The organism is Micromonospora sp. NPDC049523, assembly GCF_040676775.1.
Taxonomy (GTDB): Bacteria; Actinomycetota; Actinomycetes; order Mycobacteriales; family Micromonosporaceae; genus Micromonospora_G.
Map to the genome: position 1 here is coordinate 506154 of NZ_JBFAPP010000001.1, position 13398 is coordinate 519551.

Here is a 13398-nt window from a genome sequence, read left to right on the forward strand (position 1 = left end):
GACTACAGCTTGCCGTCCTTGGTGATCCTGCTGGTGTCACCGTCGGGGCGGCCGGTGCCGCCCAGTTGCCGGCCGTCGTTCGCGGCCACTCCGGCGGTGCTGGCGACGCCACCGAGCGACACGATCATCGCGTCGGTGTCGCGTACCAGCACGCCGCGTACGTCGGCGTCCGGCACCAGGGCCGGGTCCGTGGCCAACTCGACGAAGGCGGCGAGCTGCTGAACCGCCCGCTTGTCGTTACCGGCCGCCTCTGAGTCACGGGCCGCGGTCAGCTTGTTGGTGAGCTGGCGGTGTGCCTTGGCGGACAGCCGGCTGGTCGCCTCGAACCGGTCCAGCAGGTGCTGGATGTCCCGGAACGAGGTGGTGACGAAGAACCGTACGGAGCTGGTGGTGCTGTTGCCGGCCTTGTCGGTGGCGGTGACGGTCAGCTCGTGCAGGCCCAGGCTGAGGTCGTACAGGGCTTGCAGGGTGTTGCTGGCGTACGGCGTACCGTCGAGTTCGCCGACCGTGGCGGCGACGCCGGAGGTCGGGTCGACCGCCTGGAACGTGATCCGGACCTCGCCGCTGTCGCCGTAGAGCTGGCCGTCGGCGAGCCCGGAGACGATCACGGTCGGCTTCGTCCCGTCGATCCGCACCAGCGCGGATTTGAGGGTCTCGGCGTTCCCGGCCGTGTCCTTCGCCCGGTAGAGCAACTCGTGCTGCCCGTCGCCGGTCACGTCGACCGGCGTCGAGTACGCCGTCCACGGCCCACCGTCGAGGGACCATTCGATCCCCTGGGCGCCCGATCCTGCGTCGGTGGCGGCGAGCGTGACCGGGATGGTCCCGGCGTGCCAGCCGTTGTCGTTGGCCGGGGCGAAGGTCGCGGCGCTGACCGGTGCGGTGGCGTCGACCTTCACCTCGACCTGGCCGGGTGCGGACAGGTTGCCGGCCCGGTCGGTGGAGCGGTAGCGCAGCACGTGCTCGCCGTCGCCGGAAACCGGGACCGGCGTGGTGTAGACGGTCCACGCGGGATCGCCGTCGAGCTGGTATTCGGTGGATCCGACCCCGCTGCCGCCGGCCCCGTCGGTCGAGGTCAGGGTGACAGTGGCGGTGCCGGTGTACCAGCCTGCGCTGCCCGGTCCGGCGACCTCGGCCGTGGTCGTCGGGGCAGTGGTGTCGCCAACGGCCGGGGTGCCGTAGACGTTGACGTCGTAGAGCGAGTAACCCCATTCGGTGGCCCGCGCGGTGCCGTACACCCGCAGGTAGCGGCCGGTGCCGGTGACCGCGAGGTCGTCGACCCCGCCGTCACCGCTGGTGGTGGCGTGGATCCGGGTCCAGGTGGTGCCGTCGGTCGAGGTCTGCACCTCGTACGCGCCGGCGTACGCCGCCTCCCAGGCGAGGCGTACCCGGTTCAAGTCGTACTCGGCGCCGAGGTCGACGCTGAGCCACTGCGGGTCGACCAGGTGCTCGCTCGCCCACCGGGTGGAGGGGTTGCCGTCGACCGCGTTGCCGGGCAGGTGCGACGAGTTCGGCTCCACCGACGACGCGGTCACCGGACGATCCCGGGCCAGGTCCTCCCCGGTCGGGGAGTCGTCGGTGCGAATCCGGATGTTGCGGTAGTTGATTTCCAGTCCGGCGCCGTCGTTCTGCACCCCGAAGTGCCCGTCGGCGATGTTGCGGCTGGAGGTGTAATCGGTGATCTTCACCCCGTTGAGGAAGATCTCCACGTGCTGCCCGTGCACCCGAACGTCGTACGTGTTCCAGGAGCCTGGCGGGTTGAGGTTGGCTTCGCGCAGCGCGGTGTCCGGGGCCTTGAAGCTGTAGACACTGCCGGTGGTACGGGTCGGGTCGTTGTCGGTCGCGTCGATCTGGATCTCGTGCCCGGCGTCGACCGGCTTCCACGGGTCACCCTGCGGGTCCGGGAACCCGATGAACACCCCGCCGTTGTCGTCGCCCGGCATCATCCAGTCGACCTTCAGCGAGTAGTTGGCGTACGTGCGCTGCGGGTACCAGAGCAGGCCCATGCCGCCGAACGAGCTGAGCGTGCCGTCGGCCAGGGTGAAACCGCCCGGACCGGCCTGCTCCCACTGGTCCAGGCTGGCCTGGGTGCCGTCGAACAGGGCGGTGTAGCCGGTCTCCGGCCGGCAGTCGGCGTCCGCCTGCTCGGCTGCCAACTGGATGCCGCCGAGCAGCATCTTCGTGTAGTTCTCCTCGGCGAAGGACTCCACGGTGTGGCCCATTCCGGTGTACCAGGCCCGGCCGCCGTCGTACTCCTGGCACCAGGTGATCGGGTGGTCCGCGCCCATCCCGCCACCGCTGTAGGTCGACTCGTCCACGGTGGCGAGCACCTTCACGTTGGCGCGCGGGTTGGTGCGGTAGTTGTACCACTCGTCGGTGTGGTTCCAGGTCGGCGCGAAGTGCGAGGTCGACGGGTTGGCCCGGTCCTCGAACCGGACCGTGGCCGGCTGGGTCGCCGGGTGCGAGTCGAACCAGCCTCCGACGAGGCCGCCGTACCAGGGCCAGTCGTACTCGGTGTCGGCCGCGGCGTGCACGCCGACGAAGCCACCGCCACCCCGGATGTACGTTTCGAACGCCGCCTGCTGCTCGCCGTCCAACGCGTCACCGGTGGTGGAGAGGAAGACGACTGCCTCGTACTGGGCCAGGTTGGCGGCGGTGAACGCACCGGCGTCCTCGGTGGCGTCGACCCGGAACCCGTTCTCCCGGCCGAGCTGTTCGATCGCGGAGATGCCGGCGCCGACCGAGTCGTGGCGGTACCCGGCCGTCTTGGAGAAGACCATCACCTGGTACGTCTCCGGCGGGTTCTCCTCCTCGGACGGCCCGTAGACGTTGAAGTCGAACAGCGAGTAGCCCCAGGCGGTGGTGCGCTGGGTGCCGTACATCCGGACGTACCGACCGGTGCCGCTGATCTGGATGTCGTCGACACCACCGTTGCCGTTCGTGGCGCTGTGCACGGTGGTCCAGGTGTCGCCGTCCTCGGAGATCTGGATCTCGTACGCCTTGGCGGCCGCGGTTTCCCAGTTCAGCCGGACCCGCGCCAGCTCGTGGGACGCGCCCAGGTCCACGCTGATCCACTGCGGGTCGGTGTATTCGCTGGACCAGCGGGTGCTGGCGTCACCGTCGACCGCCAGCCCCGGCACCCGGTACGCCTCGTAGGTCGACGACGCCGTCACCGGCCGGTGCCGGGCCAGGTCGCTGTTGGCGCTGCCGCCACCGGTGAAGGTGAAGCTGTCCACGTTGAACAGGCCCTCGGTGGGGTCCCCGGCGAAGGTCAGGAACAGCGTGTCGGTGCCGGCCGGGGCGGTGACCGTACCGGTCACGTCGACGAAGTTCTCCCAACCGCCGGTGCCGGGCACGGTGGCCGAGGCGACCACCGAGCCGGTCGCCGAGCCGGTACGCAGTTCGAGCACTCCCCCGGCGTTGGCCGAAGAGACGCGGGCGGTGAACCCGGTGACCCCGACCAGGTTGTACGGGGTGAACGACACCCACTCGCCGTTGTTGATCGCCCCGACGTAGCCGCCCTCGGTCGCCGGGCTCTGGTAGATGGTCACGTTGCCGCTGGAGTCGGCGAAATGCTCCGCCTGGCGGTGCCGGGGTTGCAGCACCACCTGGGCGTGTCCGGCCAGGCCGGAACGGTCGGTGTAGGCGGCGTCGATCACACCGAACAGGTTGTCGCCCGGGCCGTGCTCGCTGTTGGCGGTGGTCTGGAGCACCCCGGTGCAGCCGGTGGCGCTGGTCATCGGGTGGCCGTGCTGGTCGTGCCCGAGGACGAAGTTGACCGCGACCTTGGTGCAGTCGATCGTGCCGTCCTCCGGGTCGGTGACCGTGACCTGGTACGGCACCGCGTCACCGAAGTTGAACACCGAGCCCTCGGCCGGTCCGGTGATGGTGATCGTCGGTGCGGTGTTGCCGACCGTGATGTTCACCGTCGAGCTGCCGAAGTTACCGGCCGGGTCCTGCACGGTCAGCTTCGCCGGGTAGGTGCCGTTGGCCGCGTACGTGTGGGTCGGGTTCGCGGAGGTCGAGGTGCCACCGTCGCCGAAGGTCCACGAGTAGCTCAGCGCGTCGCCCTCCGGATCGCTCGATCCGGCGGAGCTGAACGCGACGGTGAGCGGTCCGGGTCCGGAGGTCTTGTCGGCCGCGGCGACCGCGGTCGGTGCCCGGTTGCCGTTCGGGGCGGTCTCGATCCGGTAGAGCGCGGAGTTCTCGTCGCCGTTGAACCAGCCGGCGCCGTAGTCCAGCACGTAGAGGGCGCCCTCCGGGCCCATCGCCAGGTCCATGATGTGGGTGTGGTTCCACGGGAAGTCGGTGATCGTGCCGGCGCTGCCGTCGCCGTCGGCGGTGATCGTCTTGATCCAGTCCTGGGTGAACTCCCCGGCGAAGAACCTGTTGTCGAAGCTGGCCGGCAGCTTCGTCGGCGAGTCGAGCGCCGGGTCGAAGTGGTAGACGGGTCCGGCCATCGGGCCGCCGCCGTTGCCCAGCGGCGAGGACAGGCCACCGTCGTACGCGATCCAGGCCGGCTGGGCCGGCGGCAGCTCGGTCAGGCCGGTGTTGTGCGGTGACTCGTTCACCGGGGCGGCACAGTCGAACTTCGGCCCCGACGTGTTGGTGGCGAAGTCGAAGTCGTTGTAGGGCGAGTTGTAGCCCTGGCAGTACGGCCAGCCGAAGTTACCGGGGCCGGTGATCCGCTCGAACTCCTGGTGCCCGCCGTCGCCCCGGTTCGGGTCGGCGACCTCCGCGTCGGCGGCGTACGTGCCGACGTAGACCACGCCGGTGGCCTTGTCCACGGACATCCGGAACGGGTTGCGAAAGCCCATCGCGTAGATCTCGGGGCGGGTCTTCACGGTGCCTGGCGCGAACAGGTTGCCGGCCGGCACGGTGTAGCTGCCGTCGTCCTCGGGGTGGATGCGCAGCAGCTTGCCGCGCAGGTCATTGGTGTTGCCGGAGGTACGCTGCGCGTCGAAGGCCCAGGTGAAGCCGTCGCGCTCGTCGATCGGGGTGTACCCGCTGGACGACCACGGCTGGGTGTCGTCTCCCGTGGTCAGGTAGAGGTTGCCCTGGGCGTCGAAGTCGAGGTCGCCGCCGACGTGGCAGCACATCCCCCGGTCGACGGGGACCTGGAGCAGCTTCTTCTCACTGGCCAGGTCGATCGTCCCGTCGGCCCGTACGGTCAGCCGGGACAACTGGTTGTGCCCCTGCCAGCGGGCGAAGTCGGCGTCGGTGCCGTTCGACGGGGCGTCGCCGGCCGGCGTGGAGGCGAGCACCGGGGCGTAGTAGACGTACACCCACCGGTTGGTGGCGAAGTCGGGGTCGGCGGCGATGCCCTGCAACCCGTCCTCGTCATGGGTGTAGACCGGGATGGTCGCGGCGAGCTTCGTGTTGCCGAGCGCGTCGGTGGAGAAGATCCGCCCGTCGCGCGAGGTGTGCAGCACCGTACGGTCCGGCAGGACGGTCAAGGCCATCGGTTCGCCCATCGCGACCGGCCCCTTGGCGAGGGTCACCTCCTGCAGGATCTCCGCGGCGGCGGGCGCGGCTGGCGCGGCGGTGGCGGGCGGGGTGAGGGTGACCAGTGAGGTCAGGACAAGGGCAGCACTGGCGGCGGACGCGATGATGCGTCGGCGCATGGGTGCTCCTTCCGGAGGTCGGGAGTAAGAGGAGCGCGCCGCCGCACCTGAAGGGTCACCGAAGGGCCGCCGAGCCGTTCGATATCGCTCGGACTTTGCCGGCCGGTTTCAGGGGAGTCAACCCCTCCTATCAAAGAGTCGCGTGATCTTTGTCTTCCACTGTGGATCAACCTGTGTGAGCTGGAGATTTCGGACATGTGCCGGGCATGGGGGCACGGAGAGACCCGATGTCTGGAGACCGCGGAGTGGGACGATCGCCATCGCCGTCGGCCGCCTATTCGTAGCGGTCGCGGCGCCACTCTGATTCGCGGTCCTCGTGCACCTTCGCCTCCTGCAGTGCCGACTCCCGCAGCTCGTGCCGCGAGTCGGCGAAGATGACCACCTCACTGATCACGACGGCGAAACACACCAGCGCGAGCAGCCCGAGCGCCGCCAGCGCGGGGAGCACGACGGCCAGCGGTATCAGGGCACCGAGGAGGACGACCGCGCCCACCCGGGTCCAGCTGAGCGTACCGAGGATGCGGGCCTGGAAGGCCATGTGTCCGAGGAGGAACAGGATGACTCCGCCGTAGGCGAGGTACACCCCGGGACCCTGCTGGGGTTCGTCCAGCGGGAGGTGTTCGCTGCTGAGCTGGTGGATCAGCTCCTTGTCGCCGAGGGACAGCAGGATCAGCGCGGCGATCATGGGTAGGTGCAGGTAGACGTACGCGTCCCGGGCCAACCGGATCCGGGGTAGGTCGTGGGTGCCGTGCATGGCCTTGTGCGCCGCCGGGGCGACGATGTCGAAGTACGCCCACCAGAGGGACGCCGTGATGCCGATGCCGAGCGCGGTCCCGATGAACATCGGCCAGGTCTCGGTACGGTCGGTCAGGCTGGTGCCGAGCCCGACCGAGATGATCGTCTCGCCGAGCCCGACGATGATGATCAGCTCGAACCGTTCCACCCAGTGCCCGGCCGAGGCGAGCCCCCAGTGGGAGACGCTGAGGAACCGGCCGGCGGCGTACTCGATCACGACCACGATGGTCCAGAGCAGCGTACGGAAGGTCACCTCGTCGAGGCCATGGAACTCCGACGGAATCAGGCCGGCGATGAACAGCACGGTGGTGGCGCTGACCAGCGGCAGCGCGTAGTGCAGGATCTGCCGGCGCAGCACCGGATCGTCCCGGGCCGAGTACCAGTGCAACACCAGGTGCAACGCCCGCACGACCAGGTAGCAGACGGCCAGCACCAGCGGGGCGTCGAATCCGCTGGTGTCGCCGACGAACGCCTGCGGGATGATCAGGGCGATGGTGAACGTGGCGATCATGACGGGGAAGACCACGAGCGGGCCGATCCCCTCGCCGAGCCGGAGCCAGTTGGCCACCACCATGTGCGAGCACCAGCACCACCAGAGCAGGGCCAGGATCAGCAGCCCGTGGTAGAGGCCGACCGGGGTCAGGTTCTCGCTGGTGACCCGGGCGATGCTGAAGAACACGAAGACGAAGACCAGGTCGAAGAAGACCTCCAGGCTGTTCGCCCTGGTCCCCGGGCCGGCGCGGCGCAACTGCCCGAGCAGCCCTCGACGGCGGTTCACCATCCGGCGCCGTCAGTGCGACGCATGTCCCGGGCTCACGAACGCAACCGGGCTCACGAACGCAACCGGGCTCACGAACGCAATCGGGCTCACGAACGCAGCTCGTTGAACTTGTCGCGGGCGACCGTGGCCAGGGTCGACATCTTGTGCGGCTCACCCCGCAGGAACGCCTCGGTGAACTCCTTTGCCTGCTCGTACCGGACCTTGCCGGGCATCGGCGGCTCGTCCGGGTTGACCCGGCAGTCGACCAGCGCCGGCCCCGGGTACGCCAACGCCTCCCGGATCGCCGACGACACCTGCCCCGGCTCGGTGACCTTGCAGCCGTAGCCGCCGCAGCTCGTCGCCCAGGCGGCGAAGTCCGCCTCCGGCTGCTGGTGGCGTACGGCGTACTCGGGGAAGCCGAGGATGATCTGCTCCCAGAGGATCTGCCCGTACGCGTTGTTGTTGTTGACCACGACCTTGATCGGCAGTTCGTAGCGGGCCGCGGTGAGGAACTCGGCCATCAGCATCGCGAACCCGCCGTCACCCACGTACGCGATCACCTGCCGCCCCGGGTGGGCGAACTGCATCCCGATCGCGTACGGCAGCCCCGGTGCCATCGAGGCGAGGTTGCCGGAGAGGTAGAACTCCCGCCCGCCACGGATCGTCCAGTGCCGGGCGGCCCAGGTGGCGATGGTGCCCGAATCGCAGGTGAGGATCGCGTCGTCGGCGGCGAGTTCGTCGACGCAGCCGATCAGGTACTGCGGTGCGATCGGGTGGCGGGTGCCGTCCTGCAACGCCCGCATCTCCTCCCGCCAGGTGTCGCGCATGCCCTGGTACTTGCCGAGGAACGACCGGTCGTCGCGGCGGCGCAGCAGTGGCAACAGTTGCTTGAGCGTGAGCCGGGCGTCGGCGCTGATCGCCACCTCCACCGGCAGCCGTACGCCGATCTGGCTGGCGTCGTGGTCGATCTGCACCACCCGGGCCTGCCCCGGCGACGGCAGATAACTGGCGTACGGGAACGAGGTGCCGACCATCAGCAGCGTGTCGCACTGCTCCATCAGTTCCTCGCTCGGCTTGGTGCCGAGCAGGCCGAGGCCTCCGGTGGTGAGCGGGTGTTCGTCGGGCACTACCTGCTTGCCCGGCAGTGTCTTCACGATCGGGGCGCCGAGGGCGTCGGCGACGGCGATCACCTCCTGGCCGGCGTCGCGGGCACCGGCCCCGACCAGCATCGCCACCTTCTTCCCCGCGTCCAGCACCTGGACCGCCCGTTCGAGTTCCTCGTGCGCCGCGGGCACCGGTGGGCGGGAGAGCACCGGGCTGCTCTTCGGCGGCGCCCCCGGACTGACATGCCGGTACGGGTCACTGGTGGTCTCCGCCACCTGGATGTCGTTCGGGAAGCTCAGGTGCACCACGGTCCGCTTGGCCAGGGCGTGTCGGATGGCGATGTCCACCACGCCCGGCACCTGCTGCGGGTTGGTCACCATCAGGTTGTAGGCACCGGCGACGTCCTGGTAGAGCTGGGTCGTCTGCACCTCCTGCTGGTACTGCGTACCGAGCACCGAGGTTTCCTGCATGCCGGTGATGGCCAGCACCGGCATGTGGTCCATCTTCGCGTCGTACAGGCCGTTGAGCAGGTGGATCGCGCCGGGGCCGGACGTCGCGGCGCACACCCCCAACCGGCCGGTCGCCTTGGCGTACCCGGTGGCCATGAACGCGGCCGCCTCCTCGTGCTGCACCAGCACGAACCGCAGCCGCTCCCGTTGTCGGCGGAAGCCCTCCATCAGGCCGTTGATGCCGTCACCCGGCAGCCCGAACACGGTGTCGACCCCCCAGTCGACCAAGCGTTTGGCCAGGGCCTCTCCGACGATTTCCTGCATCAGTGCTCCCCCGTCTGTGTCCCGGAGCCGCGGTGGCGGTCACCCGGCGGGCGTCACAGCCGGCTGCGGTCGGTGCCGGGTCAGCGCCGGGACCGGCGACCGATCAGGTAGCCCACAGCGAGGGCCGCCACGGCCGCGACCAGCGCCGGGACGCTCACAGCGGCCTTGAGCCGATGAGCACCCTGCACCGGATCCATGACGGCTCCGGCGGCGTCACCGACCGCACCGATGGCCGCGTCGCCGATGCGCCCGTGCGTCATCTGCCCGTACTCCTCCCGGCTCGGATCCGCGTGTGGAAGCCGCTCGCCCAAGCCGACGATAACCGACCATTGGTGAAATATTGGACATACAGCTTGTCATCGATCCCACCCGGTCGGTGCCGCCAGCGGGTCGCGCCCACCCGGTCGGCGGATCAGCGCAGCCAGTCGAGCAGCCGGTCGCCCTGCTGCCAGATGGTCAGCGCGGAGAAGACCCCGAACAGCAGCACCGCCCAGACCAGCGCGATCACCCGGTAGGTCCGAGGCCGGATCTGCGGCGGCAGCACCCGCCGGTTGAGCACCAACAGCAGGATCGAGTAGATGAACATCATCAGCCCGCCGACGCAGGCGGAGATGACCAGCAGCACCAGCGGCTGGTCGAAGCCGGCGAGCAGGATCGCGCATCCCAGCCCGACCAGTCCCCAGACCAGTACGAAGTAGATCGTGCTCTCGGACCGACTAGGCAGGTACGACGTCTTGATCACGTCCGCGGCGAGCCGGCTGGTGTAGTCGACGATGCCCATCGCCGCCGCGAACAGGGAGATCGCGCCGATCACCCAGAACAGGGTGCCGAACCAGGGCCCGACCAGCTCACCGAGCCGGTCGCCCTCCACCTGGAGGAACGAGACGCTGTTGGCGAGCCCCGGTACGCCGTGCACGGTCGAGAACGCGAGCATGGACATCAGCACGATGGTGACGAACGAGATCAGCACGAACGTGACGAGCTGCTCCCGGTTCGCCAACCGCCACCAGCGCCGCCACCGGCCCAGGTTCTCCTCGGTCGGCTCGAACACGAACCCGGCCGTGTCCGGTGCCGCCTCCGGCCGACCGGTGACCGGGCTGACCAGCCGGGGAACGTACCGGCCCATGCCGAAGCCCTTGTCCCTGATCCAGTTCGACTGAACCAGGTTCTGCCCGCCTCCCGCGCCGGCGAAGACCAGCGCGGAGAGGATCAGCGCGAAGCCCAGCTCGGTCGGGAACTCCGGCGCGGTGACCGTACGCGGCAGTTCCCGCCACGCGTCCGCGCCGACCGCGAACACCACCGCCACCACCAGGAAGACCACGACCAGGCCGACCTTGACGAACTCCACCCGCTCCAGCGCCGTGTAGATGACCGGCGCCAGCGTGAGCGTCAGCCCGATGATCACCAGCATGCCGACCGCGATCCAGGTGGCGTCCCCACCGAACAGGTACGTCACCATGGTCGCCGAACTCGACGCCCAGCCCGGCCAGAGGTTCGCGAAGTACACCATCACCGCGAACACCAGTCCCCAGTGACGCCAGAACCGGGAAAACCCGGTCAGCGCCGTCTCACCGGTGGCAAGCGTGTATCGCTCGATCTCCATGTTGAGGAACCACTGGGTCACGATCCCGACCCCGGCTGCCCACAGGAAAACCAGCCCCACCTGCGACGCGATGTACGGGAACAGGATGAACTCGCCCGACGCCAGCCCCACCCCGGCCGCGATCACCCCCGGCCCGATCACCGGCCACGCCGACCCCGGCGGCTCTGGCAGATCCCGCACACTCACCCCCGGCAGATGCCGGGTAGGAAACCGATCAGCAGCAGTCCGGGTCATCGTCGACCTCCAGGAACGGGACCCCACCCATACCCAGAGCAGAACCCAGCAAAACCCCCACTGTGGACGCGGTCGGGCCGACCGTGCCCGGCGAGCGGATCAAGCTCGACGGCGCTCCCCGGGCACGGTCGGCCCGACCCCTCTCACACAGCCCGAGCCACGCAGATCCGAGCATCCAACCGAGGCCCAGCCTCGTACACCATGTAGGACACCCCACCATCGGTCCCGAAACTGGGCGACGCCACCCGCCCGTTGTCGGAGGCGATCGGCGTGTGGAACACCCCCAGATGCACCTCGCGATCGAAGTTCAGACCAACCTCGGTCAGGTGCATCCGCCCGTCGCCCCCGTGGTAGACCACGTACGCGGTGCCGTTGCGGGTGAGCAGGTGCGGTGCGGCGATGTCGGCCAGCCCGTCGCCGGCCGGCGAGACCAACGGGTTCGGGGCGAACTGCCACTGGTCCCACCCGTTCGGCGACCAGCCCCAGAAGATCTTCCGGGTGCCCGGCCGTACGGTGTGCACGCCCATGAAGAGCATCACGTACTTGTTGTCGCGGCCGGCGATCCGGTGTTCGAACACCCGGGCGTACGAGGTCTCGGTGGTGTTCGGGACGAGGTTGGTGCTCAGGATCGGCGTCTCGTTGGTGAAGGTGATCCCGTCGGTGGACCGGGCGACCCGGGTGGTGGTGTTCTCGCCGTGGAAGTAGAGGAAGAACTCCCTGCTGGAGGCGTTCCAGACGACGTGTGGTGAGGAGACGTGGCTGACCGTGGTGGTGGGCAGCACCCGGTCGACGATCGGGTTGCCGGGGTGCTCGGTGTAGGGGCCTTCGAGCCGGTCGGCGTAGGCGAGGCAGATCCCGCCGGGCGCGTCGTGCGGGGCGTAGTAGAGGTAGTAACGGCCGCGGGCGCCGGAGATCTTGTCGTAGACCCCGCGTACGCAGGGGAAGATCGTCTCTCCGGTCGGGTTGTAGGCCAGCGGGCGGTCGAACGCGTCGCGGACGTACCGGTAGCTCGGGAAGCCGGCCGGGCCGGCGAGCGCCGGACCGGCCGCGACCAGGCCGCCGAGTCCGGCGCTGGTCGCGGTCGCGGTGCCGAGCAGCGCCGCGCCGCGCAACAGTCCGCGCCGGCTGAGGCCGCCGTCGGGCCGCTGCGGCGCCGGATTCGGGTACGGGTGAACCATGGGTGTCTCCGATCGTGAGGGGACGCTCGTCGATCGTGCGGTGGCCGTTTGACGTCACCTTGGGTGAGCAGGCCGTCCGCCGAGGACAGTGGGGTGTGGTCGATGAGTCTGCGCCGGGCCGGTGCGGCCGTCAAGGTGGTAATACGAATTATCACCGCGACTTTGTCTCGAACGAATCCTGTGCGAGGTCTTGACGTGAGCGGCTGGTCGGCCGCAAGATTTCACCTCGATGTAGCTAATGCGTATTAGCCCAGAAACGAATGGACACGCACAGTGACCGGACCCCGTAGGCGCGTCACCCAGCAGGACATCGCCCGGATGACCGGCGTCAGCCAGGCCACCGTGTCGCTGGTGCTGAACGGCCGCGACGACGGCACCGTACGGATCGCGCCGGAAACCCGCGAACGGGTGCTGCACGCCATCCGCACCACCGGTTACGTCGCCGACCCGGTCGCCCGGCGCCTCGCCGCCCGGCACAACCGCATCCTCGGCGTCTTCACCTACGAACCGGTCTTCCCCGCCGGCACCGGCGACTTCTACCACCCGTTCCTGGTCGGCATCGAGGAGTGCGCCGAGCGGCTCGGCTGCGACCTGCTGCTGCTCACCAGCGCCCCGGTCGCCGACGGCCACCGGCGGATCTTCCACGACGACAACCGGCTGCGCCTCGCCGACGGCTGCGTCCTGCTCGGCCGCACGCTCGACCGGGACGAACTGGCCCGGCTGGTCGCCGAGGGGCAACCCTTCGTCTCGGTCGGCCGCCGCGACGACGCCGGAGGTCCGGTGCCGTACGTCGGTGCCGACTATCCCGCGGCGACCTCGGCGGTCGTACGTCGCGCCCTCGACGCCGGCCACACCGCGCTGGCCTACCTCGGGCAGGGCGCGGGCCCCGAATCGCACGCGGACCGGATGACCGGTTTCCGGGCCGCGCTCGACGCCGCCGGCCTGCCCCCGCGACACGAGCCGACCGCGGACCGCTCCCCCGCCGAACTGCTCGACACCCTGCTCGCCACCGGCGTCACCGCCGCCGTCGTGGAGGAGTACGCCGACGGCGTGGCGATCGCCCAGCTGGCCCGCGAACGCGGCCTGGACGTGCCGCGCGACCTGTCGATCCTGGCGCTCGGCGACCCGACCCGACCGGCGGCCACCACCGACCTCGACTTCACCGGTTTCCGGATCCCCCGCCGCGAGATGGGCTGGCAGGCCGTCGAGGTGCTGACCGGGCTGATCGAGGGCGGCCCGGAAGACGTGCCGCAACTGCTGGTGCCCTGCCAGCCGGTCGACGGCGCCACCCTGGCGTCCCCGGCGGCACCGAGATGAAAGGACAGATCTT

General features: G+C 69.5%; 7 protein-coding genes. 1 reads left to right on the forward strand and 6 read right to left on the reverse strand.

Features of this window, described 5'->3' with window-relative positions; all coding sequences use genetic code 11:
- Window positions 1-2: 2 nt before the first annotated feature.
- From AB0J90_RS02305 to AB0J90_RS02330, 6 genes are all read right to left on the reverse strand, one after another.
- A complete protein-coding gene (locus AB0J90_RS02305) occupies window positions 3-5621 on the reverse strand; it encodes a ThuA domain-containing protein (RefSeq protein WP_363591280.1) in 5619 nt (1872 codons plus the stop codon).
- Window positions 5622-5895: 274 nt separating this feature from the next.
- Window positions 5896-7197 (reverse strand): low temperature requirement protein A, encoded by a 1302-nt coding sequence (locus AB0J90_RS02310; RefSeq protein ID WP_363591282.1) that lies wholly within the window; start codon window positions 7195-7197, stop codon window positions 5896-5898.
- Window positions 7198-7283: 86 nt separating this feature from the next.
- Window positions 7284-9053, reverse strand: a complete 1770-nt coding sequence (locus tag AB0J90_RS02315) for a thiamine pyrophosphate-dependent enzyme (RefSeq protein WP_363591284.1) — start codon at window positions 9051-9053, stop codon at window positions 7284-7286.
- An 80-nt stretch (window positions 9054-9133) separates the two neighbouring features.
- Window positions 9134-9313 (reverse strand): hypothetical protein, encoded by a 180-nt coding sequence (locus AB0J90_RS02320; protein ID WP_363591286.1) that lies wholly within the window; start codon window positions 9311-9313, stop codon window positions 9134-9136.
- A 152-nt stretch (window positions 9314-9465) separates the two neighbouring features.
- Entirely contained in the window at window positions 9466-10836 is a 1371-nt protein-coding gene (locus AB0J90_RS02325) for an Nramp family divalent metal transporter (protein ID WP_363591288.1), read from the reverse strand.
- Window positions 10837-11033: 197 nt separating this feature from the next.
- Window positions 11034-12068, reverse strand: coding sequence for a hypothetical protein (locus AB0J90_RS02330; protein WP_363591290.1), 1035 nt, complete (start codon window positions 12066-12068; stop codon window positions 11034-11036).
- Window positions 12069-12341: 273 nt separating this feature from the next.
- Here AB0J90_RS02330 and AB0J90_RS02335 point away from each other — a divergent pair, with 273 nt between their 5' ends.
- Window positions 12342-13385, forward strand: a complete 1044-nt coding sequence (locus tag AB0J90_RS02335; protein WP_363591292.1) for a LacI family DNA-binding transcriptional regulator — start codon at window positions 12342-12344, stop codon at window positions 13383-13385.
- The last annotated feature ends 13 nt before the right edge of the window (window positions 13386-13398 follow it).

Coding starts and splice junctions, on each gene's coding strand:
- AB0J90_RS02305 (WP_363591280.1), bottom strand. CDS start 5,621: ATGCGCCGACGCATCATCGCGTCCGCCGCCAGTGCTGCCCTTGTCCTG.
- AB0J90_RS02310 (WP_363591282.1), bottom strand. CDS start 7,197: ATGGTGAACCGCCGTCGAGGGCTGCTCGGGCAGTTGCGCCGCGCCGGC.
- AB0J90_RS02315 (WP_363591284.1), bottom strand. CDS start 9,053: ATGCAGGAAATCGTCGGAGAGGCCCTGGCCAAACGCTTGGTCGACTGG.
- AB0J90_RS02320 (WP_363591286.1), bottom strand. CDS start 9,313: ATGACGCACGGGCGCATCGGCGACGCGGCCATCGGTGCGGTCGGTGAC.
- AB0J90_RS02330 (WP_363591290.1), bottom strand. CDS start 12,068: ATGGTTCACCCGTACCCGAATCCGGCGCCGCAGCGGCCCGACGGCGGC.